This window comes from Arthrobacter sp. alpha11c (genome assembly GCF_054149985.1).
The window spans coordinates 386,844-409,672 of record NZ_CP196747.1 but is presented as its reverse complement, the minus strand read 5'-3'; the positions used below and the strand labels follow the sequence as shown (position 1 = coordinate 409,672).

19 protein-coding genes, 2 pseudogenes and 1 riboswitch are annotated in these 22,829 nt (G+C 62.0%); of the genes and pseudogenes, 3 read left to right on the top strand and 18 right to left on the bottom strand.

Annotated elements, in window-relative coordinates; translation table 11 throughout:
• Nucleotides 1-43: 43 nt before the first annotated feature.
• From ACTAQJ_RS01855 to ACTAQJ_RS01800, 12 genes and pseudogenes are all read right to left on the bottom strand, one after another.
• Nucleotides 44-388 (bottom strand): DUF2469 domain-containing protein, encoded by a 345-nt coding sequence (locus ACTAQJ_RS01855; protein WP_216923842.1) that lies wholly within the window; start codon nucleotides 386-388, stop codon nucleotides 44-46.
• A 68-nt stretch (nucleotides 389-456) separates the two neighbouring features.
• A complete protein-coding gene (rnhB, locus tag ACTAQJ_RS01850) occupies nucleotides 457-1,167 on the bottom strand; it encodes a ribonuclease HII (protein WP_477515164.1) in 711 nt (236 codons plus the stop codon).
• A gap of 5 nt (nucleotides 1,168-1,172) precedes the next feature.
• Entirely contained in the window at nucleotides 1,173-2,006 is an 834-nt protein-coding gene (gene lepB, locus ACTAQJ_RS01845; protein ID WP_477515163.1) for a signal peptidase I, read from the bottom strand.
• Nucleotides 2,007-2,681: a signal peptidase I gene (gene lepB, locus ACTAQJ_RS01840; RefSeq protein ID WP_477515162.1), complete on the bottom strand. Its 675-nt coding sequence runs from the start codon at nucleotides 2,679-2,681 to the stop codon at nucleotides 2,007-2,009.
• Nucleotides 2,682-2,762: 81 nt separating this feature from the next.
• Nucleotides 2,763-3,140: a 50S ribosomal protein L19 gene (gene rplS / locus ACTAQJ_RS01835; RefSeq protein WP_498700323.1), complete on the bottom strand. Its 378-nt coding sequence runs from the start codon at nucleotides 3,138-3,140 to the stop codon at nucleotides 2,763-2,765.
• A 252-nt stretch (nucleotides 3,141-3,392) separates the two neighbouring features.
• The gene (gene trmD / locus ACTAQJ_RS01830; RefSeq protein ID WP_477515161.1) at nucleotides 3,393-4,190 is read right to left on the bottom strand and encodes a tRNA (guanosine(37)-N1)-methyltransferase TrmD; all 798 of its coding nucleotides are present in this window, start codon (nucleotides 4,188-4,190) and stop codon (nucleotides 3,393-3,395) included.
• A complete protein-coding gene (gene rimM / locus ACTAQJ_RS01825; protein WP_498700320.1) occupies nucleotides 4,191-4,745 on the bottom strand; it encodes a ribosome maturation factor RimM in 555 nt (184 codons plus the stop codon).
• 131 nt (nucleotides 4,746-4,876) lie between these two features.
• Entirely contained in the window at nucleotides 4,877-5,119 is a 243-nt protein-coding gene (locus tag ACTAQJ_RS01820) for an RNA-binding protein (protein WP_144659985.1), read from the bottom strand.
• Nucleotide 5,120: 1 nt separating this feature from the next.
• Nucleotides 5,121-5,540: a 30S ribosomal protein S16 gene (gene rpsP / locus ACTAQJ_RS01815; protein WP_017199647.1), complete on the bottom strand. Its 420-nt coding sequence runs from the start codon at nucleotides 5,538-5,540 to the stop codon at nucleotides 5,121-5,123.
• 188 nt (nucleotides 5,541-5,728) lie between these two features.
• Nucleotides 5,729-6,181: a hypothetical protein gene (locus ACTAQJ_RS01810; RefSeq protein WP_498700317.1), complete on the bottom strand. Its 453-nt coding sequence runs from the start codon at nucleotides 6,179-6,181 to the stop codon at nucleotides 5,729-5,731.
• A gap of 121 nt (nucleotides 6,182-6,302) precedes the next feature.
• Nucleotides 6,303-7,175 (bottom strand): VOC family protein, encoded by an 873-nt coding sequence (locus ACTAQJ_RS01805; RefSeq protein WP_498700316.1) that lies wholly within the window; start codon nucleotides 7,173-7,175, stop codon nucleotides 6,303-6,305.
• A 99-nt stretch (nucleotides 7,176-7,274) separates the two neighbouring features.
• Nucleotides 7,275-8,353 (bottom strand): annotated as a pseudogene (locus ACTAQJ_RS01800) (amidohydrolase family protein).
• A 107-nt stretch (nucleotides 8,354-8,460) separates the two neighbouring features.
• Nucleotides 8,461-8,568, top strand: a riboswitch (TPP riboswitch).
• Here ACTAQJ_RS01800 and thiC point away from each other — a divergent pair.
• Nucleotides 8,564-10,422, top strand: a pseudogene (gene thiC / locus ACTAQJ_RS01795) (phosphomethylpyrimidine synthase ThiC). It overlaps the preceding riboswitch by 5 nt.
• Here the strand turns inward: thiC and ACTAQJ_RS01790 are convergent.
• Nucleotides 10,405-11,127, bottom strand: coding sequence for an alpha/beta fold hydrolase (locus ACTAQJ_RS01790; RefSeq protein ID WP_498700314.1), 723 nt, complete (start codon nucleotides 11,125-11,127; stop codon nucleotides 10,405-10,407). The pseudogene thiC and the gene ACTAQJ_RS01790 overlap by 18 nt on opposite strands.
• Nucleotides 11,128-11,235: 108 nt before the next feature.
• Entirely contained in the window at nucleotides 11,236-12,813 is a 1,578-nt protein-coding gene (ffh, locus tag ACTAQJ_RS01785; RefSeq protein ID WP_431115532.1) for a signal recognition particle protein, read from the bottom strand.
• A gap of 172 nt (nucleotides 12,814-12,985) precedes the next feature.
• Here ffh and ACTAQJ_RS01780 point away from each other — a divergent pair, with 172 nt between their 5' ends.
• Nucleotides 12,986-14,395 (top strand): glucose-6-phosphate dehydrogenase, encoded by a 1,410-nt coding sequence (locus ACTAQJ_RS01780; RefSeq protein ID WP_498700311.1) that lies wholly within the window; start codon nucleotides 12,986-12,988, stop codon nucleotides 14,393-14,395.
• Nucleotides 14,396-14,501: 106 nt separating this feature from the next.
• Here ACTAQJ_RS01780 and ACTAQJ_RS01775 read toward each other — a convergent pair whose 3' ends face one another.
• Together ACTAQJ_RS01775 and ACTAQJ_RS01770 are read right to left on the bottom strand one after the other, a co-directional pair.
• The gene (locus tag ACTAQJ_RS01775; protein WP_017199639.1) at nucleotides 14,502-14,840 is read right to left on the bottom strand and encodes a P-II family nitrogen regulator; all 339 of its coding nucleotides are present in this window, start codon (nucleotides 14,838-14,840) and stop codon (nucleotides 14,502-14,504) included.
• A complete protein-coding gene (locus ACTAQJ_RS01770) occupies nucleotides 14,837-16,168 on the bottom strand; it encodes an ammonium transporter (RefSeq protein WP_431115534.1) in 1,332 nt (443 codons plus the stop codon). Before ACTAQJ_RS01770 ends, ACTAQJ_RS01775 begins: the two co-directional genes overlap by 4 nt.
• A 226-nt stretch (nucleotides 16,169-16,394) precedes the next feature.
• Here ACTAQJ_RS01770 and ACTAQJ_RS01765 point away from each other — a divergent pair, with 226 nt between their 5' ends.
• A complete protein-coding gene (locus tag ACTAQJ_RS01765; protein WP_498700308.1) occupies nucleotides 16,395-17,615 on the top strand; it encodes an MFS transporter in 1,221 nt (406 codons plus the stop codon).
• A gap of 83 nt (nucleotides 17,616-17,698) precedes the next feature.
• Here ACTAQJ_RS01765 and ftsY read toward each other — a convergent pair whose 3' ends face one another.
• A complete protein-coding gene (ftsY, locus tag ACTAQJ_RS01760; protein WP_498700306.1) occupies nucleotides 17,699-18,907 on the bottom strand; it encodes a signal recognition particle-docking protein FtsY in 1,209 nt (402 codons plus the stop codon).
• 20 nt (nucleotides 18,908-18,927) lie between these two features.
• Nucleotides 18,928-22,512, bottom strand: coding sequence for a chromosome segregation protein SMC (smc, locus tag ACTAQJ_RS01755; RefSeq protein WP_498700303.1), 3,585 nt, complete (start codon nucleotides 22,510-22,512; stop codon nucleotides 18,928-18,930).
• Nucleotides 22,513-22,829 lie beyond the last annotated feature (317 nt).

Below are 22,829 nucleotides of genomic sequence, written 5' to 3'. Positions count from 1 at the left end.
CATCATTGGCTTGTGGAGGAAGAGTACCCGCAGGCTGCAGGTGCTAGTTACCGAGGTCTCCCAGATCCCCGAGGCCACCATCCTTGGGCAACGCAAGATCTTCATTGCGTGGAAGTTCCTCGACGTTGACGTCCTTGAACGTTATGACCCGGACATTTTTCACGAAGCGGGCTGAACGATAAACGTCCCAAACCCACGCATCCTGCAGGGTTAGATCGAAATAGACTTCGCCGTCTGCGCTGCGGGCTTGTAGATCAACATGGTTGGCCAGGTAGAAACGCCGCTCAGTTTCGACAACGTAGCTGAACAAACCGACAACGTCCCGGTATTCACGGTAGAGCTGCAGCTCCATGTCGGTTTCATAGTTCTCAAGGTCCTCGGCGCTCATAGTTCCATCTTGCACCATCTGCCGCGCACCGGACGCCATCAGCAGGACTGACGCTGCCAAGCAAGCTGTCAGACAACGTCCGGCCCGGTCAGGTTCCAGCTTGTCCGGTGATAGGCGCTGGGGCCCTGCAGCCTGATCACTTCGCGATGCGCTGCTGTGGCGTAACCCTTGTTTTCGTTCCAGCCGTAGGCCGGTACTTCAGAGTGGAGATCAACCATGATTCGATCGCGGGCTACTTTTGCCAAAACACTCGCAGCAGCCACGCTGAGGCAGCTCATATCTGCTTTTACCTTTGTGTGGACCGGAGCTTCACACCAGGGCCCTGTGGGTGCGGTGTCGAACAGTGAGGCTTGAACTTCCGGAGAAAGCCAGTTATGGCTGCCGTCCAACAACACCACGTCAGGCGTGATGCCACCGGCCAGAATCTCACACCACGCCCGCGTTCCCGCCAAGCGCAGGGCAGCTATGATACCGACGTCATCGATTTCCCGGGCGGACGCATGTCCAACTGCGGACGCTACAGCCCAGTCACGGACCAAAGGCTCCAACCTGTCGCGGTCCTCGGGCTTGAGCAACTTGCTGTCCCGGACGTCGGCCAGAAGGGCGTGATCCTCGAGATTGACCACAGCGATTCCCACACTGACGGGGCCAGCCAGGGCTCCCCTGCCAACCTCGTCCACACCGGCCAGCAACCGCACCCGGGGAGACAGGAAGGAATGCTCGACGTCCAGGGTCGGAACTTCGGTTGGTGTCTTGGTTTTCAGCCGGGTGCTTGCCATGGCCGTTACTTTCCTGACGTGCCCGCAGGAACGTTCTTGAAGACATCCGGGTAATTGTCCAGCACCGTCCACCGGTTGACGGGCCAGGCGATGACCGTGGCTTTACCTTCAACGTCCTCGATATTAATGAAACCACCATTGACTTCCTGGTGCGCCCGGGAATCGGCCGAGTGGTTGCGGTTGTCTCCCATCACCCAGACCTTGCCCTCTGGAACGACGATGTCAAACGAGTTGGGCTGGGGCACTTCCGCGGGGTTGACGTATGTTTCGTCCACCGGTGTGCCATTGATGCTGACCCGGCCCTGCGCGTCACAGCAGGAAACGTGATCACCCGGAAGCCCAATCACGCGTTTGACCAGGTGCTGCTCATTGTCGTCGGCCGCCAACCCCACGAATTCCAAAGTGTCGCCTACCCAATCAAGGGGGCCCGCCGGTTTTTTCAGAACTGCGGGCAGCCAACCTTGCGAATCCTTAAAGACCACGACGTCGCCCCGTTCCAAGGCGAAGGGCTCCGGCACCAGCAGATTGATGAAGATGCGGTCATTCACGTCCAAGGTGCTTTCCATGGACTCAGAAGGAATGTAGAACGCCCGGAAAAGGAACGTCTTGATAAGGAAGGAGAGCACTACGGCAATCGCCACAACCGTGACGATTTCCTTCAGCCATCCAAGGACAGGGTTCCTGCGGGGCTTTTCGCCCTCGTCGGTTTTGTTGCCGGCATCGGCAGCAGCGTCAGCGACCGGGGTGGGCTCAGCCACTCCGGCGACGCCAGCCGTTCCGTCCGAGAGCCGCGCGTCGTCGTCGTGCCGCTCGGGATTCTCGGGAACTTTGTCCGGCATTTATTGTCCGTTCTTTGATGGTTCGGCCTGCGCGGAGCGAGGCACCTCTGCAAATCTATCAAGGGGCCAGATAATCTGGACGGGTCTGCCGATCACCCGGTCAACCGGGACCATTCCCCCACCGGGTGCTCCCAGCAATCCGCGGGAATCAGCAGAGCGGGATCGGTGGTCACCCATCAGCCAGAGCCGGCCCTCGGGAACCACGACGTCGAACTTCTGTTTGCTGGGTTCGTCCCCGGGGTACACATAGGGTTCCTCAAGTACCTGACCGTTCACTGTGAGGCTCCCTTCGGAGGAGCAGCACTGAACGTGGTCACCCGGAACCCCAATGACCCGCTTCACATATGTGGTGTCGCTTCCAGTGAGCCCGAACCACTGACTCGCTGCAGCAGCCGCGTCAACAAGGGGACCCCTACCGCTGGTGAGCGGGGCGAACGATCCGCGCCCATCAAAGACAACGACGTCTCCACGCTGGATGGTCTCGGCGGTGAACGCCGTGCGCGAAACCAGGATCCTGTCCCCGGTGCCCAGCAGCGGCTCCATGGACTCGGAAGGAATGTAGTAGACGTCGATCCACAAGGAGCGGACCAGGCCGCTGATTGCGACGGCAAGGACCAATGCCAGTAAAACAAAACGCCAGCCCTGTTTCCGGGGCTGGCGTTCTGATGTGTCCATGACTCGTATCCCTGTTGCGTTGCGGATTGCTCCGGAACGAACCGGGCACGAATCCTGGACCCGTTGCGTAAGTCGTTGGACTTACTTGGCGAAGTCGCGCTTTTCCTTGATCTTCGCAGCCTTACCGCGCAGTGCGCGCATGTAGTAAAGCTTGGCACGACGGACGTCACCCTTGGTGACGACCTCGATCTTGTCGATGATCGGGGAGTGTACCGGGAAGGTACGCTCTACGCCGACGCCGAAGGAAACCTTACGCACGGTGAAGGTTTCGCGAACGCCGTCACCCTGGCGGCCCAGGACGAAGCCCTGGAATACCTGGACACGGGAGTTCTTGCCTTCGATGATGTTGACGTGAACCTTGAGGGTGTCACCCGCGCGGAACTCGGGAACATCGTTACGCAGCGAGGCTGCATCTACGCTATCGAGGATATGCGTTAATCCACTCCTGGTGGACGCCACAGGTCATCCACTTTGGGTTACGGCAGACAAGCCCGCGGCACAAAGCCAACCGGAAATCTCCGCCGAAGTTTCATAGTGTCCGGTTCCACCACTGATTGGCGGCACCGGATTGTCCGGCTGTTGGCTTCGCTCCCCCTGTGGCAGGTGCTGGCCCAGCAGACACAAGGGTTAATTCTGCCACATGCCGCAGCATCCGGCCAACTAAGCGGACTCGCAATGCCCGACGGCGGATGGCGGGTACTACAGTCGCGTTTATGAGGTGTCGCGTTCCGTGCGGCGGCGCAGGCGACCATCCACGACGTCGTAACCCAGGTCTGCGAGTGCGTTGCGGTCCGCTCGACTCAGCTGACCGGCGTCGAAGTGTTCAAGGAGATCCGGACGGCGCTCGGCAGTGCGGCGGAACTGTTCGTGACGCCGCCACTGCGCGATCTTCCCGTGATTGCCGCTGAGCAGGACCGGAGGCACTTCGTTCTCCCGCCATGAGGATGGCTTGGTATAAACGGGATACTCCAGAAGGCCGTCCGAGTGGGATTCTTCAATGAGCGATTCGGGATTGCCCACCACGCCTGGAAGCAAACGACCGATTGCTTCGACCATGGCCAGGACAGCAACTTCGCCGCCATTGAGAACGTAGTCGCCAAGGCTGACAGGCCGCACTGTGAAGTGCTCCTGGGCCCAGTCGATGACGCGCTCGTCAATTCCCTCATACCGCCCGCAGGCGAAGACCAGCTGATCCTCTTCGGCGAGCTCGTAGGCAAGGGCCTGGGTGAACCTCTCCCCTGCCGGGGAAGGCACGATCAGCACAGGTTTGGTGCCCTCACGAACCCCAGCAACCGACTCAAGCGCCTGTGCCCACGGCTCGGGTTTCATCACCATTCCGGCGCCGCCCCCATAAGGGGTGTCGTCCACGGTGCGGTGCTTGTCAGTGGTGAACGTCCGGAGGTCGTGGACGTTAAGTTCCAGGAGCCCATCCTGGCGGGCCTTGCCTATCAGCGAAAGTTCAAGCGGGGCAAGGTACTCAGGGAAGATGCTGACGACATCGATCCTCATTCAGGCATCATCCCCGGCGCCGTCCTTGGACTCCTCGGCCGTGTCATCGTTGATTTCGAAGAGACCAGCAGGCGGTGTGATGAGAATGAAGCCGTCCTCGACGTTGACCTCAGGCACGATTTCATCGACGAAGGGAACCAGAATTTCCTTCCCGTCCTCCGTTTTGACCGTCAACAGGTCCTGAACCGGCAGTGTGGTCAGTGCGGCAACTTTGCCCACAACCTGTGAGCCAACCCGGGCCTCCAGCCCAACGAGTTCGTGCTCATACCAGCCTTCGTCGTCGTCTTCGTCATCGAGTTCTTCGGTTTCGATGAAGAGCTTCGCACCACGGATTGCCTCGGCGGCGTTGCGATCTGCAATCTCTTCAAAGCCGAGCAGGAGGATGTCTTTGTTCCATCTGGCGCTGCGGATGGTCAGCGGGCCCGCAGAGGCCGGCTCCACGACGAATTCGGTTCCAGCGACGAAGCGCTCGGAGGGGGCGTCGGTGAGCACTTGCACCGTCACCTCGCCGCGTATGCCATGGGGTTTGCCGATCCGGGCCACCTGGAGCTGCATGGGTTCCTCTGAATTCTCGTTGTGCCCGCGCTGCCGGGCAGCAACGGAAGTGAAATGATCGATAAAGCAATCCGGCCCCTCCACCATATTCGGTGAAGGGGCCGGATCTAAGACAAGTATTGCTGAGCGCGTTACCGGCGACGATCGGTGTCGACGACGTCGACCCTGACCTGCTCGCCACCTGCCAGGGCTGCAACCACAGTGCGCAATGCGCGTGCGGTACGTCCCTGACGGCCGATCACCCGTCCGAGGTCCTCCTGGTGAACGCGCACCTCAAGGGATTCCCCGCGGCGGTTGTTCCTGGCACTGACCTTGACATCCTCAGGGCTGTCAACGATCCCACGGACCAAGTGCTCGAGCGCTTCTGCCAGCAATTTACTCAGCCTCGGTGGTCTCTGCTTCAGCCTCGGCCGGAGCTTCGGCTTCGTCCTTCTTGGCCTTCTTGGTGATGGCTTCCGGAATGATGACGGAACCCTTCTCCGGGGCTACGAAGGCTTCCTTCGGAGCTTTGGTCTTCAGGGTGCCTTCCTGGCCCGGCAGGCCCTTGAACTTCTGCCAGTCACCGGTGATCTTGAGGATCGCGGCAACCTGCTCGGTCGGCTGGGCGCCAACGGAAAGCCAGTACTGGGCGCGCTCGGAAGCGACCTCGATGTACGACGGCTCCTCGGTGGGGTGGTACTTGCCGATTTCTTCAATGGCACGGCCATCGCGCTTGGCGCGGGCATCCATGACGACAATGCGGTAGTACGGTGCGCGCATCTTACCGAAGCGCTTAAGGCGAATCTTTACGGCCACTTTTGTGGTCACTCCTGTTTCTGAAACGGGGTTGAACCCGACGTTCTGCACCCGTGGGGCGGGCCATACTAGGGGGTTCCAAAGGACAAGATTTGGGCACGGAGAGAGGGGCCGCGCCAATCAAGTACCTGACCATTGTGCCAGATGCCGGAAGTAATTACGACTTTCGCCACTCCCGGCCCCAACGGTCAGACAGACCAGACGTAGAGTCCTGACCGCTCCGCCTTCTCCACGTCGGTGGCCAAGGAGGCCAACTGCTGCACGTACTCACGCGATTCGTCCGCGCCAAAAGGCATGTCGTCCTGCGCTGCCCACGCCGCAGCGACGTCGTCAAGAACGTTCCCGTCGCCTTCGCTTTCATACGTCAGCAGCTCGGCAAGCGCCCTCACCATCGCCTCCGGAACACCAAGGAGTGCATCGCTGGTGACGTCCACAAGCGCCAGCTCGTAGTCTGCGCCGGCAGCGTGGACGGCTTTGCCCGCAAGGTCCCCCAGTTGCTCGACCTCAAAGTCGGTGATGCCATCAATCCTGACGGCGGGCCCGGTAACGTCGGCGCCCCGGTCCAAGGCAGCTGCCCTCTTGAGTGCTTCATCGTGGGTGGCTACAAAAATTTCGGCAAAGCCCATGGAGAGTGCTCTCATTCGTTCGTGCTGACGGGGCGGCGGCAACGGCCCAAGGGGCGAATACCGTCAATGCCCAGCCTAGTGCAGTCACGGCCCCTGCATTCGGAAGCCAGCGCGAGGGCGCTTCCCGCGAGGGTGCTTAGCGCACTGCCACGCGCAGCTTGTTGCGCCAGGGGTCTTCGAACTGCAGTTCCAGGCCCGTATGGTGGTTCGCCACGGACGCAACTTTCAGCCGGTCAGCCAGCGCGGCGACGTCATCGGCAGATGGAACCTCGATCAGGACTTCGCCCAAGCCCAGGGTATCCCTGCGGGGCCCGGCCCCGCGGCTGTTCCACACGTTCATCGCCATGTGGTGGTGGTAGCCGCCCGCAGAAACAAACAACGCCTGCCCATGCCAGCCCGCTGTCCTCTCAAAACCCAGCGTGTCCACATAAAAATCCTGGGCGGTCTGCACGTCACCTACCTGAAGGTGCACGTGTCCGACGCCGGCAGCGGCTTCCCGCTGGCCTGTCACGGCAGCCTCACTCAAGTGTTGCTGGAGGAAGCGCTGGGGCGGCAAAGCAACGTTGTCCATCACCACATTCTTGCCATCCCACTGCCAGAGATCGCGCGGCTTGTCGTAATAGAGCTCAATGCCGTTGCCTTCCGGATCAGTGAAGTAGAAGGCTTCGCTCACCAAATGATCGGCACTGCCCACAAAGGCGCGCGGTTCATACTCTGCCGCGGTGGCAATGGTGGCCGCCAGGGAAGGCTGGTCCCGGAACAGGATGGCTGTATGGAAAAGCCCGGCTTCGCCACGGCCTGGAATCTGCAGGCCGGCGGCGGGAGCGAGGTGGACTACAGGCTTGCCCAGGCGCCCCAGGTACAGCCCGCCATCCTGCTCAGCCACGATCTCAAGGCCCAGGGCACGCTGATAGTAGTCACTCATCACCCTCATATCGCCGACCTTGAGCATGACGGTGCCCATGGTGAGTTCGGCAGGAAGGAGATCCTGGTTGGATGTCGTCGTCATGTGAAGCTCCCGATTCATAGATGGCCGCCCTTCGGCACGTTCTACTTATGCAAATTACTTGAAGCTTCAATTTATTCCGAGTTAGAAATTTATTCCGAGTTAGACCAGTTTCCCGCGCAGGACTACATGGTTCAGGCTCGCCACAGTTGCGAGGTTCTTCCTCGGATCATCCCGGCAAAGCACGACGTCGGCGCTTGCCCCTTCGCTGATGCCCTCGGCTCCCAGCCACTTCCGTGCGCCCCACGTAGCGGCGCCCAGGACGGCAGTGGACGGCAGGCCGGCGTCGTGAAGCTCCTTCATTTCGTCAGCGATCCTGCCGTGCTTGATTACGCTTCCTGCATCCGTTCCTGTGTAGATGCCGACACCTGCTTCAAAGGCCTCGAGCACCCGTTCGCGGCGTCGCTCCCAAAGCCGGGTCATGTGGTCCGCGTACACCGGAAACTTAGGTGCGGCCTGGGCCGCGATATCCGGAAAAGTCGCGATGTTAACCAACGTAGGAACAATCGGGACAGACTGCTCCACGAGACGGGGAATGTGACGGGGCAAAAGGCCAGTGGCGTGCTCAATGCAGTCAATCCCGGCGTCGAGCATGTCATCAACGGTGTCTTCAGCGAAGCAGTGGGCAGTCACCCTGGCCCCTTCGTCGTGGGCGGCCGCAATGGCATCCCGCACGACGTCCCTAGGGAAGGAAACCGTCAGGTCACCGGCACCGCGATCGATCCAATCGCCTACGAGTTTGACCCAACCGTCCCCGTCCCGGGCTTCCTTACGGACTGTCTCCACGAGCTCGCCCGGCTCCACTTCGTGACCCAGGCCACGCAGGTAACGCCGGCTCCGGGCGATGTGGCGTCCGGCACGAAGCAGCCGTGGGAGATCCTCCCGCCGCTGAACCCAACGTGTATCGCTTGGCGAGCCGGCGTCACGGATCAACAACGTGCCGGCTTCTAGGTCGGCCTGCGCCTGGGCAAGAGTTGTCTGCTCATCAACTGCCCGCCGACGCCAAGGCCGATGTGGCAATGGGCGTCCACAAAACCAGGGAGGACCCATCCCTCCAGTATGGAATCGGGTGCGGCAACGGGACGTTCGAACGTCAGTTTGCCATCAACGGACCACAGCCCATGCCGTTGATCGTCTCCTGCCACAAGCACAGGACCAGTGAATTCGATGATGTTGGCCATGGCAAAAGCCTAATCCGCCGCCATGCCACAGACCTCCCATATGGGTACGGCTGCGGTACCGCTGCGGGGTATGACTGGGCCCCGGATCAGAGCTGTGGTAGCTTCGTCTACGACCACACGGGGGCCCCTGCAGGGGCTGAGATCGGACTGAAGCAGTCTGCGACCGTTGAACCTGTCCGGGTAATGCCGGCGAAGGAAGTGAGTAATCCTTTGAGCACCACCGAAACACAGCACAGCTCTGCCCAAGACCAGACCAATACCAGCGAAAAGGCGGCGGAAACCGTCACCCAGTCACTGAAGTCCCATTCGCTGGCCTGGCTGGAAGACCCGGCAAATGGTATCCGGGTCCCCGTTACGGAGATTGCTTTGGAGCCCTCCCCCAACGGTGAAGCCAATGAGCCACTGCAGGTATACCGAACTGCCGGACCGGGCAGTGACCCCGTGGTGGGCCTGGAGCCGTTCCGCACCGGATGGATCGAAGCCCGAGGAGATACCGAGGCATATTCCGGGCGGGAGAGGAACCTGCTCGACGACGGCAAATCAGCGGTACGCCGCGGCGCGGCGTCCCAGGAGTGGAAGGGGGCGCAACCGGTGCCCCGCCGCGCCGTCGAAGGCAAAACCGTCACCCAGATGCACTATGCCAGGCAAGGCATCGTCACGCCGGAAATGCAGTTTGTGGCGCTGCGGGAGAACTGCGACGTTGAGGTGGTTCGCAGCGAAGTGGCTGCCGGGCGCGCTATCATCCCCAACAACATCAACCACCCCGAGTCCGAGCCCATGATCATTGGCAAGGCCTTCCTGGTCAAAATCAACGCCAACATCGGAAACTCCGCCGTCACCAGTTCCATCGCCGAGGAAGTTGACAAGCTGCAATGGGCAACCCAGTGGGGTGCCGATACTGTCATGGACCTGTCCACGGGAGACGACATCCACACCACCCGCGAGTGGATCATCCGCAATTCCCCCGTTCCGATCGGCACAGTACCCATCTACCAGGCCCTGGAGAAGGTCAACGGCGAGGCCAACAAACTCACGTGGGAAATTTTCCGGGATACGGTCATCGAGCAATGCGAGCAGGGCGTTGACTACATGACAATCCACGCCGGAGTGCTCCTGAGGTACGTGCCCTTGACGGCAAACCGGGTGACAGGCATCGTCTCCCGCGGCGGCTCGATCATGGCCGGATGGTGCTTGGCGCACCACGAGGAAAACTTCCTCTACACGCATTTTGATGAGCTCTGCGAAATCTTCGCCAAGTACGACGTCGCATTCTCCCTGGGCGACGGATTGCGCCCCGGCGCCACAGCCGATGCCAACGACGCCGCGCAGTTCGCCGAGCTCGATACGCTTGCCGAGCTGACCCAGCGGGCTTGGGAATTTGATGTGCAGGTGATGGTTGAAGGACCCGGGCATATTCCCTTCCACTTGGTCCGCGAGAACGTGGAGCGCCAACAGGAACTCTGTAAAGGTGCCCCCTTCTACACCTTGGGACCGCTGGTCACGGACGTTGCTCCTGGCTATGACCACATCACCTCGGCAATCGGCGCAACGGAAATTGCGCGCTATGGCACGGCCATGCTGTGCTACGTGACGCCCAAAGAACACCTGGGACTGCCAAACAAGGACGATGTGAAGACCGGTGTGATCACGTACAAGATCGCCGCGCACGCGGCGGACCTCGCCAAGGGACACCCGGGCGCAAACGAACGCGACGACGCTTTGTCCAAGGCCAGGTTCGAGTTCCGTTGGCGGGACCAGTTCGCACTGTCCCTGGACCCGGTCACCGCCGAAGCCTTCCACGACGAAACGCTTCCACCGAACCTGCCAAGACCGCGCACTTCTGCTCGATGTGCGGGCCCAAATTCTGCTCGATGCGCATCAGCCAGGACATCAGGGACGAGTTCGGTTCGGCCGAGGCGCAGGCCGCCATTGCGGGGATATACGACGGCATGCGGGAAAAGAGCGAAGAATTCCTGGCGTCAGGTGGCAAGGTGTACCTGCCTGAGCTGCAGCTTCCCTCTACCCAGATGTCCTCCACCAACACGGCAGCGTCAGGAAACCTTAACTGACCTCGTCCGGACAACGTCGGCTACAAAAGAGCGAATAATCCGGTCTCCATCCACCGAGTCCTGGGGCCGGTGCCCTCCAGCTGCTACGCGGCGGAGGGCACCGGTGTCCTCCAGGTACGCGGCAATTTCTTCGTACAGTGGCTCCCACCCGCCCGTTAGGACAAGGGTAGGAACGCCAGGAACGATGTGCAGGGGCGCTTCCCAAGGAGGCGCCTGCAGCCGGAGGCGACGTGCCGAACGGCGCGCCTCGGGCGTGTCCAGCCCACTGGCTTCGGCTGAAAATGCACGCCTGAAGTACTCGCGTTCGTAGTCGGCGTCCTTAAGCTGCTTCCGCACGTCAAACAGCGGTTCCATGAGCGAACGATGGAATGTCGTGGCAGGAAGCTCGGCCGTCAAGGATAAACAAGCCGGTTCAACCAGTGTCAGTGAGTGCACCAGGTCCGGGCGTTCAATTGCTGCGAGCATGGCAGAGATTGCACCTTGCTCATGCGCCACCACATGGCCCCCACCAGAATCCACCAGCGAAGCAACCACGATGCCGATATCCGCAGCGACGTCGGATTCCACCGGTTCAGCCACGGGATCAAAGCCGTGCCGGCGGAGGAACAGTGCGTCATATGACAGGGCCATGCCGTGCTGCTTGGGCCATGCCGAGGCGCCAAAGCTCCCCAGTCCGTGGACGAAGACTACGCGCTGCTTGTGCATGGATTCACCCTAGTCCAGAGCCCTGACATCCCCGCCAAAAAGCAGTTGGCGCCGTTATGGGCATTCACAACGGCGCCAGCTGTCACAGTGTTGAGTCTGAGATTCCGGCTACTTACCCAGGAACTTCTCGAAGCCCTTGGGGAGGTTCAGCGTGGACGGATCGAAGTCCGCAGCGCCCTGGCCGAACGCCGCTCCCGTAGGAGCTGCCGAGGCCGCGTTGGCACGTTTGGCCTCGGCGTCGCGCAGTTCCTGGGCTGCCTTTGCCGGGTTGCCGGAGCGCGCCTTCTTCTTGGGAGCGTTCTTGCCACCCTTGCGGGCGCCGCCGGGGCCACCCATTCCAGGCATGCCCGGCATACCGGGCATGCCGCCCTGGGCCATCTTCTTCATCATTTTCTGGGCTTGGGCGAAGCGCTCCAGGAGGCCGTTGACCTCGGAGACGTGCACACCTGAACCCTTTGCAATGCGGGCCCTGCGGGAGCCGTTGATGATTTTGGGAGCTACGCGCTCGTGCGGCGTCATGGACCTGACGATCGCCTCAACGCGATCGATTTCGCGTTCGTCGAAGTTCTCCAGTTGCTGCCGGATGTTTTGGGCACCCGGCATCATCATGAGCATCTTCTTCATGGAACCCATGTTGCGGATCTGCTGCATCTGGGCAAGGAAGTCGTCCAGGGTGAAGTCTTCCTGGTCGGCGAACTTCTTCGCCATCCGGGCAGCTTCGTCCTTGTCCCAGGCCTTCTCAGCCTGTTCGATCAAGGTCAGGACGTCACCCATGTCCAGGATGCGCGACGCCATACGGTCCGGGTGGAAGAGCTCGAAGTCGTCCAGGCCTTCACCGGTGGACGCAAACATGACCGGCTTGCCTGTGACGGACGCAACCGAGAGCGCGGCACCACCGCGGGCATCGCCGTCGAGCTTGGACAGCACGATGCCGGTGAAGTTCACGCCTTCGTCAAACGCCATGGCCGTGTTGACGGCGTCCTGGCCGATCATGGAGTCAATGACGAAGAGGACTTCGTTCGGGATGATCGCCTGACGGATCCGGCGTGCCTGGTCCATCATCTCGGCATCCACGCCGAGGCGGCCGGCGGTGTCAACGATCACGACGTCGTGCAGCTTCTGGCGCGCTTCTTCCACACCGGCACTGGCGACAGCCACGGGGTCACCGGCCGGGTGATCCAGCTCCGAGGTGGCTCCCGGGTGCGGCGCGAAGACAGGAACGCCTGCGCGCTGGCCGACAACCTGAAGCTGCGTTACGGCGTTGGGCCGCTGGAGGTCGCAGGCAACCAGCATGGGGCTGTGGCCCTGCGCCTTCAGCCATTTTGACAGCTTGCCAGCGAGGGTGGTCTTGCCTGCACCCTGGAGGCCGGCCAGCATGATGATGGTGGGGCCGGTCTTGGCCAAGCGGATGCGCCGGGTTTCGCCGCCGAGGATCTCCACGAGTTCCTCGTTGACGATCTTGACGATCTGCTGGCTCGGATTCAACGCACCGGAAACCTCGGCACCAAGAGCCCGCTCACGAATGCGGGACGTGAATTCGCGGACCACCGAAACGGCAACATCCGCGTCCAAAAGGGCACGGCGGATCTCCCGGACGGTGGCATCGACATCAGCCTCGGTGAGGCGGCCCTTGCCACGGAGGTTCTTGAAGGTTGCTGTCAACCGGTCAGAGAGTGAATTGAACACGCGCCGTGCACTTCTTTCGATGGTCTGCGATTGGCGGCCAGTGCGGCACGCCAGAGTCTTGACTTGTTCTTGCCCCAAACAAATTTGTCTCAACCCCAACAAATCTGCGTCAACCAAGGGACTCGACTATCTAGGGTACCAAGTCGCACCTGCAAGATGGCATGCTGGCACAGTGACCAGCAAAACAACTGTGAAAACGTTGCTCATCCTCGGCGCGTCCGGGGACCTGACAGGCAGGCTGCTCCTGCCCGGACTTGCCGGACTCCTGGCTTCCGGCCGGGCACCGGGGCTTCGACTGGTGGGGGCAGGTTCTGACCCTTGGTCCCCTGAACAGTGGCAGGAACGCGTCCATGGCGCTTTTGCGGCGGCGTCGGATGCAGCCGATGCAGAAGGCCGCGCTGCTCTGGCTGCTGTAGCCGCAGTAACCGAATACCATCAGCTGGATGTCACGGCAGACGGGCCTTTGGCGGAGCTGCTGGCCAGGTTGGAAGGCCCGGTTGCCATCTACTTCGCCCTGCCGCCGCACATCAGCCAGAAGGCCTGTGAGGTTCTCCACAGGGATCAGCTGCCCGCGGGAACACGCTTGGTGATGGAGAAGCCATTCGGTTCAGGAACGGAATCTGCGCATGAGTTGAACAAGACGCTCGCCGCACTGGTGCCCGAGGACCACATCCACCGCGTGGACCACTTCCTGGGCAAAGCCACGGTGTTGAACATCCTGGGCCTTCGTTTCGCCAACCGGTTCCTGGAACCGGTATGGAACCGCGATCACATCGAAAAAGTAGAGGTCATCTTTGACGAGGATCTGGCACTTGAGGGCCGCGCCCGGTACTACGACACCGCCGGGGCGCTCCGCGACATGATCCAAAGCCACCTCCTGCACATCATGGCCTTCCTGGCCATCGACGCCCCGGCCACCATCGAGGAAAGGGACCTCCGCGACGCCGTGGCCACTGTCCTGCGGGCCAGCAGCGTCAAAGCCCCATACACCGATTCCACACGCCGCGCCCGCTACACCGCAGGCACCCTCGGAGAACGAGCAGTGCCGGATTACGCTGCCGAGGACGGCGTGGACCCGGCCCGCAATACTGAAACCCTTGCCGAGGTCCGGGTGGACATCGACAACTGGCGTTGGAAGGGCGTGCCGTTCATCCTCCGCTCAGGAAAGGCCATGGGACGCCGGCGCAAGGAGGCCGTGATCACCTTCCATCCGGTCCCCCACCTTCCCAAGGGATTTTCGGGCGTGGACTCCCCCAACCAGCTTCGGATCGGCTTCGGTCCGGACGTGCTCCAACTCGACGTCGACGTGAACGGCCCAGGCGATATCTTCACTCTTGACCGCGCTAGTTTGGTGACCCAGCTCAATGCGGCCGGAATGCTGCCCTATGGAGAAGTGCTGGAAGGCATCCTCAACGGCGACCCTTTGTTGTCCGTTCGAGGCGATACAGCCGAGGATTGCTGGCGGATCATCGAGCCTGTTCTTCGCGCCTGGGAGGGCGGCGACGTCCCGTTGGAGGAGTACGACGCCGGTGGCGCCGGGCCGGCGGACTGGCCCACCGCCGTCGTGAAACAAGACAGCTGAGTCAATTAGGCCGGACACGGGTCGGCAAGCCGACAACGCAGAAAGCGGGCCGGGTACCTTTGCTGGTACCCGGCCCGCTTTCGTGTCAGGAGTGTGATTTCAGGACCTAGATTGCGGCAGCGCCGCGCTCCCCGGTCCTCACTCGAACTGCTTCGTAGACATCCACGGTCCAGACTTTGCCGTCTCCGGCCCGGCCGGTATTCGAGCTTGCGATCAGGACATCCAGGATGTCATCTGCTTGCTCGTCCGTGGCAAGAACCTCAATGCGAATCTTTGGCAACAGGTCCACGTTGTATTCAGCTCCGCGGTACACCTCGGTGTAGCCACGCTGCCGGCCGTAGCCGCTTGCTGCGCTGACCGTCAAGCCTTGGACGCCGTACGCTTCCAAGCCTTCCCGGACTGCTTCAAGCTTTTCCGGGCGGACAATCGCTGTGATGAGCTTCATGCCTGGACACTCTCCTTGCCTTCTGCGGGCGTCTTGGCTGCTGCGGACTCGGACTTTCCGATCATGGCCTCGTGCAGGGGCTGGAAGCTGCCACCGTGGCCATTGACACCGAACTCGTAGGCCGTTTCGGCGTGGAGGCTGAGGTCAACACCCACGTTCTCCTGCTCGGTGGAGACCCGGAAGCCCATGGTCTTGTGAATGGCGAAGGCGATGATGGCCGTCATGATTGCCGAGAAGGCAATTGCGACTCCTGCAGCTGCGAGCTGGGCCCACATCTGGGTCATGCCGCCACCGTAGAAGAGGCCGCCGGCGGTGACGCCTTCGCTTGGGGTGGCGATGAAGCCCAGCGCCACGGTGCCGATGATGCCCGACACGAGGTGGACGCCGACAACATCCAGGGAGTCATCGAAGCCCCAGCGGAACTTCAGGCCGACTGCCAGGGCCGAAGCGACACCGGCTACAACACCGAGTCCAAGGGCGCCCACCGGGCTGACATTGGCGCAAGCGGGAGTGATGGCAACCAGGCCCGCAACTACACCGGAAGCTGCACCCAATGAAGTCGGGTGCCCATCGCGGATGCGTTCGGTGACGAGCCAGGCGATCATGGCTGCAGCGGGGGCCGCCAGCGTGTTGATCCAGATGAGGCCGGCCTGTTCAGCAGTGGCTGCTGCACCGCCGTTGAAGCCGAACCAACCGAACCAGAGGATGGCTGCACCGAGCATGACGAACGGAATGTTGTGCGGGCGGTGGTTCGGGTCCTTGCCGAAGCCGCGGCGGTTACCAATGATCAGAACGAGGACCAGTGCTGCAACACCTGCGTTGATGTGCACCACGGTGCCGCCTGCGAAGTCAATGGCCGGGCCGAGGGCTTTGCCGATGGCTCCTTCAGGGCCGAACAAGCCGCCACCCCACACCATGTACGCCAGCGGCGCGTAGACCAGGGTGACCCACACTGGAACGAAGAGGCTCCAGGCGCCAAACTTGGCACGGTCTGCGATGGCACCGCTGATAAGGGCTACCGTGATGATGGCGAAGGTGGCTGCATAGCCGACCTTGATCAAACCATCGGGAGTGCTGATGCCTTCAAGGCCGAAGGTGGCAAACGGATTGCCCACGATCTCCATGAAGCCTTCACCTGAGCTCATCGACGAACCCCACAGCACCCAGACAACACCCACGATACCGATGGAGATGAAGCTCATCATCATCATGTTCAGTGCTGCCTTGGCGCGGGTCATGCCGCCGTAGAAGAATGCCAAACCGGGAGTCATGAACAGCACGAGTGCCGCCGCCACCATGACCCATACGTGACCTGCGGTAAGTTCCATGGTGCACGTTCCTCTCTTGCTAGATCTGCGGTTCAACCGCGGTCTGACGCCGTTTTGCGTCCTGCTTAAGATTTTTGTGCCACCGTGTTTCGCCTGCGCGGGTTTTACATTGCAGGCTCGTTACAACAACCTCCCCAACGTAAATGGTGCATATCACCGTTGTTACGGATATGTTTCATCCGTCACACTTCACCGCAAATACACAGAATTGAAGGACCCGCACCGCATGAGTGAGTCGCCCAGATCCGTTGAAGATCCAAGGGTCCGGCGGGAAAAGGAACCGCTGCCCCGCGACATCAAGGTGATGTTGGCAGCGGCGTTCTTGATTGCGCTGGGCTTCGGGCTGGTAGCACCGGTGCTCCCCCAATTCGCCACCTCTTTCGACGTTGGCGCCACCGCTGCCGCCGTCATTGTCAGCATCTTCGCTTTCATGCGGTTGGTTTTCGCCCCGGCAGGGGGCTCGCTCATCGGTCGCTTCGGCGAGCGGAACGTGTATGTGTCCGGCCTATTGATCGTTGCCGTTTCCACTGCCGCCTGCGCTTTCGCCCAGAATTACTGGCAGCTGCTGATATTCCGGGGCCTCGGCGGAGCGGGTTCCGTCATGTTCACAGTCGCCGCCATGGGGCTGCTCATCCGTTTGGCACCGCCGGAGCGAAGGGGCCGTGTTTCGGGCGCGTATGCCTCGGCCTTTCTGATTGGCAGTGTCCTGGGCCCTGTTGTTGGTGGCCTGCTGGCCGGCTTCGGCCTCCGGGTACCGTTTCTTGCCTACGCGGCGGCCTTGCTTATTGCGGCGCTGGTGGTCCGCACAATGCTCAGCGGCGAGGGTACCCCCGGTCAGGATGCCAGCCCCGCTCCGCCCATGACGTTGAAGGAGGCGCTGGCCGATTCAGCGTACCGGGCGGCTGTGTTTTCCAGCTTCGGTAATGGCTGGGTGACTTTTGGTGTGCGGATGGCCACGATTCCGCTCTTTGCCGTCGCGGCACTTCAGTCGCGGCCGGAGACAGCTGCGTGGGCGTTGGCCGTTTTTGCCGTAGGCAATGCTGTCGCTTTGACATTCTCCGGGCGTCTCGCCGATGCCTGGGGAAGGAAGCCCCTGCTCATTCCGGGTCTTGTCATCACTGGCGTCGCCACCGGTGTCATCGGGTTAACCACGGACCTTCCGGCATTCTTCGCTGCTTCCGCTGTGGCAGGCTTCGGTTCCGGCTTGCTGGGGCCAGCGCAGCAGGCTGCTGTCGCCGATGTCATTGGCCGGGGTCGCTCCGGTGGCAAGGTGCTGGCGGTCTTCCAGATGGCCGCAGACACCGGGGCCATCATCGGCCCCGTCGTGGCTGGTATTCTCGCCGATCGCTTCGGCTACGGACTTGCATTTGCTGTCACCGGCGGAGTGCTGCTGCTCACCGCCGCCGGCTGGCTGTTGGCGCGCGAACCCCTTAAAACCAAAAACTGACTGGCAGTAGTGGTTGCTTTGAGTACTGAAAACAACCGCTATTGCCAGTCAGTTGGGCGACTGTGCTAACTAAGGAGACTGCGCTAGTTAAGCAGGGCGTCCACAAAGCCCTCGGCTTCGAACGGTGCGAGGTCGTCCGGACCTTCGCCGAGACCGATGAGCTTGACGGGCACACCCAGCGACTTCTGGATAGCGACCACAATGCCGCCCTTGGCTGTGCCATCCAATTTGGTCAGCACAATACCTGTGATGTTGACCACCTCGGCAAAGACGCGTGCTTGGTTCAGGCCGTTCTGACCCGTGGTGGCGTCAAGGACCAGCAGGACCTCGTCCACTTCAGCCAGTTTCTCGATGACACGCTTGACCTTGCCGAGTTCGTCCATCAGGCCGGTCTTGTTCTGCAGGCGCCCAGCGGTATCCACCATGACGACGTCGACCTCCTGGTCGATGCCCGCTTTGACGGCTTCGTAGGCAACGGAGGCGGGGTCGGCGCCGTCGATGTCGGACTTGACGGTGGCTACGCCAACACGCTGGCCCCATGTGGCCAACTGCTCAGCAGCTGCGGCGCGGAAAGTGTCCGCAGCACCGAGCAGCACGTCCTTGTCCTCGGCCACGAGCACGCGCGCCAGTTTGCCGACGGTTGTGGTCTTGCCCACGCCGTTGACACCAACAACAAGCACGACGGCGGGTCGGTCACCCTTGCGCTCGACGTTGAGGGAACGGTCCATGGTGGGATCCACGAGCTTGATGAGTTCTTCACGGAGCATGGCTTTGACGTGCTCGGGACTGCGGGTGCCCAGCACCTTGACGCGTTCCCGGAGGGCATCGACCAACTGCATGGTGGGCTCGGTGCCGAGATCGGCAAGAAGCAGTGTCTCCTCAACCTCGTCCCACACGTTCTCGTCGATTTTGTCCCCGGACAGCAGAGCCAGCAGACCCTTGCCCAGAATGTTGTTCGATTTCACCAAACGGGCGCGGAGGCGGGTCAGGCGGCCTTCGACAGGCGCCGGCGTCTCTACAGCGATGGTCTCCAACCCGGCGGCATCATCCGGAACATCAGCACCTTCGACTGTTCCGTCGAAGGTTGGGGCAGGAGCTGCTGTTACGGCATCCGGCCGGTCCTCCACAAGGGTTCCGCTGCCTGCAGCCGATGACTGAACGGGGTCATTGGCGTCCCGCGTTCCAGGGTATTTGGCGCCGGACTTCCGGGCCTTCATCAGTACCGGCACCAGCCCGCCGACCACGACGAGCGCGGCGAGAATGGACAGAATTATGGGTAGGAAATCGTTCACTCCCCTACCTTCTCATAAAGCTATGCCCCGGCACCGAGCCGTTGGCTGATGACGGTGGACACCCCGTCGCCACGCATCGTGACGCCGTAGAGGGCATCGGCGACTTCCATGGTGCGCTTCTGGTGCGTGATGACGATCAACTGGCTGGACTCCCGAAGCTCTTCGAAGATCGTGATGAGCCGGCCAAGGTTGGTGTCGTCCAAGGCCGCTTCCACTTCGTCCATGACGTAAAACGGCGACGGCCTGGCTTTGAAGATCGCCACCAGCAGTGCCACAGCGGTGAGTGACCGTTCGCCGCCGGAGAGCAGGGACAACCTCTTGATCTTCTTACCAGCCGGCCTGGCTTCCACCTCGATGCCAGTGGTCAACATGTCGTTTGGATCCGTCAGGACCAGCCTGCCCTCGCCTCCTGGGAAGAGCCGTGCGAAGACGCGGTCAAACTGCGCTGAAGTATCGGCGAAGGCTTCGGTGAAGACCTGCTGGACGCGGTTATCCACTTCTTTGATGATGTCCAGCAAGTCCTTCCGGCTGGACTTGAGGTCCTCCAGTTGCGAACTGAGGAACTGGTGGCGCTCCTCAAGGGCGGCGAACTCTTCCAGGGCCAGAGGGTTGACCTTTCCCAGTGCCGCCAGTTCCCGCTCAGCCTTTTTGAGCCTTTTCTCCTGCTCCGCCCGGTCGAAGGGAATTCCTTCAACGAGCGGTGCACCCGTTTCATCCACAGGCGCACGGAGTTCCGCCCATTTGTCCGTGGTTGCGCCAGCCGGTTGTGGGACAGGTTGATCGGGGCCGTAATCTGCAACGAGCTGTTCGGCCGATAGTCCGAGTTCCTCGATGGAACGGGCCTCCAACGCCTCGATTCGAAGACGCTGTTGGGTCCTGGCCATCTCGTCCTTGTGCACAGAGTCGGTAAGTTCGGCGAGTTCCTTTGCCAGCGAATCGTTTCCGGAACGCACGCCGGACAGTTCCTTCTCCAGTTGCTCACGCGCTTGCTCGGCAAGGTCGCGTTCATGTCCGGCGAGATCCACTGATATATCGATGAAGCGAAGCGCCTGCTCAACGGCCACCACCACTGCACCAGCGCGTTGGGCTTGGGCGCGCCGCCTCTGCGCCCGGCGGGCGGCCTCTTCACGGGCCCGCCGCTCCGTAGCTGCTGCGCGTTCCAGGGAGGACGCCCTGCCAGCGATGGCCCCCAATTGTTCTTCGGCCGTGCGCAGGGCAAGCCTGGCTTCCATTTCGTTGGAACGGGCCAACCGCGCCTGCGCCGCGAGTTCATCGCGCTGATCCGTGGATGGTTCCTCGTCCGGAGCTTCCTGGGCGGCGGCGAGCCGCTCAGCCGCGACTTCAAGGTCCAACCGGGCTTCTGCAATGTTCGCTTCCGCACGCGCCAGGGAAGCCTCCAGACGTTCGCTTTCACCCACCGCACTACGAAGAAGTGAGTTCAAGTGCCCCAGGCGCTCTGCCACGGCAGCAAGGCGGGCATCGGATTCATGCAGCCTTTCCAATGCCGCATCGGACCGGTCCTGGGCTTCGGCGCGACGAGCTTCGGCGCCGGCCAGGGCGAACCGTCCCCGCTCCAAGCGTGCCGTAACCTCCTGAAGCCCGGCCACGGCGTCGTCCACTGCTGCCTGGATCTCCAGCAGGGAGGGCGCCGTGGCTGAACCGCCCTGGGCGGTCAGCGACGTGAAGACGTCGCCTGCACGGGTAACCACCTTGAGTTCCGGGTGCCCATCAATCAGCGCTGCCGCCGCTGCCGGATCATCGACGACGGCGATCCCGGCCAGCAGGGCCAAGGCACCTTGGGCAGCTGGTTCCGTGACCTTGAGGACGTCCACGGCCCATCTGCTGCCAGCCGGCAGCTCCGAGGGGGATGCCGCTTCACCAGCCCCGTGGTGGACGTCAGCCAAGAGCAACGCGGCCCTGCCGGCGTCGTCCTCTTTCAACAGTTGGATCGCGGCGACGGCGACAGCGGAGTCCCCGACCACGAGCGCGTCCGAGGCAGAGCCGAGCGCCGCTGCTATCGCGGCCTCATAGCCGGGCTCAATGGCAAGCATCCCGGCAAGCGGGCCCAGAATGCCCTGGACATCGCCAGAGAGCAGACGCTCCGAGCCGTCCTTGCGGTTCAGCCCCAAAAGAAGTGCATCGCGGCGGGCGGTCAGGGCATCCCGCTGGCGAAGTGCTTCCCGTTCTGCGGATTTCAGCTCTTCGATTTCCGCCAGCACGGCGTCCAGGGCCTCAGTTGCATTCTCGTACTCGGCGTCAAGGCTCTCTTCGCCGTCTTCAACCCCTGCAACCTGGGATTCGAGTGCTGCGAATTCGCTCTGGGCGTGACGGCGTCGCTCGTTGCCCGCGGCCAATGATTCGCGAAGGCGACCACGCTCGGCCTCCGCCGCTTCTGCCCTGGAGCGTGCGGCCGCGACCTGGCCCGCGAGCCTGGCGAGTCCTTCGCGACGGTCGGCTGCTGCCCTTAACATGGCGGTCAGCCGTTTGTCCTCGGCGGCTGCGAGCGCCTCCGCAGAATCCTTCGCCACTGTTGCTTCCAGGAGGGCGGCCTGCTTGGCCAGGATGTCGTGTTCCAAGGCGGCCTGTTCCCCGCGGACCTTCGCCGCTTGGCGCTCCAGCTGTTCGGGGTCCCGACCGGAGTCCGGCACAGGTTCCGAGGAGCCCAGCAGCCGGCGACGCTCGGCTGCCAGGGAACCCAGCGAGCGGAGCCGCTCACGGCCTGCCGACAGCTGGTACCAGTTCTCCCGTGCTGCGTTGAGCCGGGGGGTTGCTTCCGCTGCCTGCTGTTCCAATGCGGCCTGGCGTCGCCGCCCGTTGCCCAGTTCTGTCTCGACCACCTGGCGGCGTTCCTTGAGGGCGGCTTCGTCTGCGACGTCCTGTTCAAGGCTCGATGTCAGTGCAACGAGGTCGTCGGCGAGGAGCCGGGCGCGGGCATCCCTGACATCGAACTGGACTGTTTGTGCACGCCTGGCGATTTCTGCCTGCTTGCCCAAGGGGGTGAGTTGGCGGCGGATCTCTGCGGTGAGGTCGCCAAGCCGGGCAAGGTTGGCCTGCATGGCTTCGAGCTTACGGACGGTTTTTTCCTTGCGGCGCCGGTGCTTGAGGATACCTGCGGCTTCCTCGATGAAACCGCGGCGGTCTTCAGGCGTCGCGTGCAGTACGCGGTCCAGCTGGCCTTGGCCCACTATCACGTGCATCTCGCGTCCCAGTCCGGAATCAGACAAAAGCTCCTGGATGTCCAGGAGCCGGCAAGGCGCACCGTTGATGGCGTATTCGGAGCCTCCCGTCCGGAACAGTGTCCGGGAAATCGTGACTTCGCTGTACTCAATGGGAAGAGCGTTGTCCGCGTTGTCGATGGTCAGGGAAACGTGGGCGCGTCCCAAAGGAGGCCTGCCGGACGTGCCGGCAAAGATGACATCTTCCATCTTTCCACCGCGCAGCGTCTTGGCGCCTTGCTCCCCCATGACCCACGCCAAGGCATCCACGACGTTGGACTTACCCGAGCCGTTCGGACCGACGACTGCGGTGACGCCGGGCTCGAAGTCGAACGTCGTGGCCGACGCAAACGACTTGAATCCGCGGACAGTCAGACTTTTCAAATGCAAGGCGGTTCGGTTCTCCTGGGTGGCCTGTTGTCAGCCCTTGGGGGCGGCTTTATCTCCCTAAATCTACTGCCGTTTGGCCGAAATCCATGGATCTGTAACGGGAAAGCCTTGCGGCAGGGATGCCGCGCCCCTACACTCCTGCCAAGGGTTACTTGGCGGATTCGCTCCGGTGATCCGGCTTTGACCTGAAGGTCCCTCGGGTAAAGGCTGGATACGGTCCAAATATTCGGAAACGATCATCCAAGTGCAGAACCCGTATTCCATAACTGAAGATCTTGGTTTGACCCTGGCTGGGGAGCGGCAAGCAGGGACCGTGC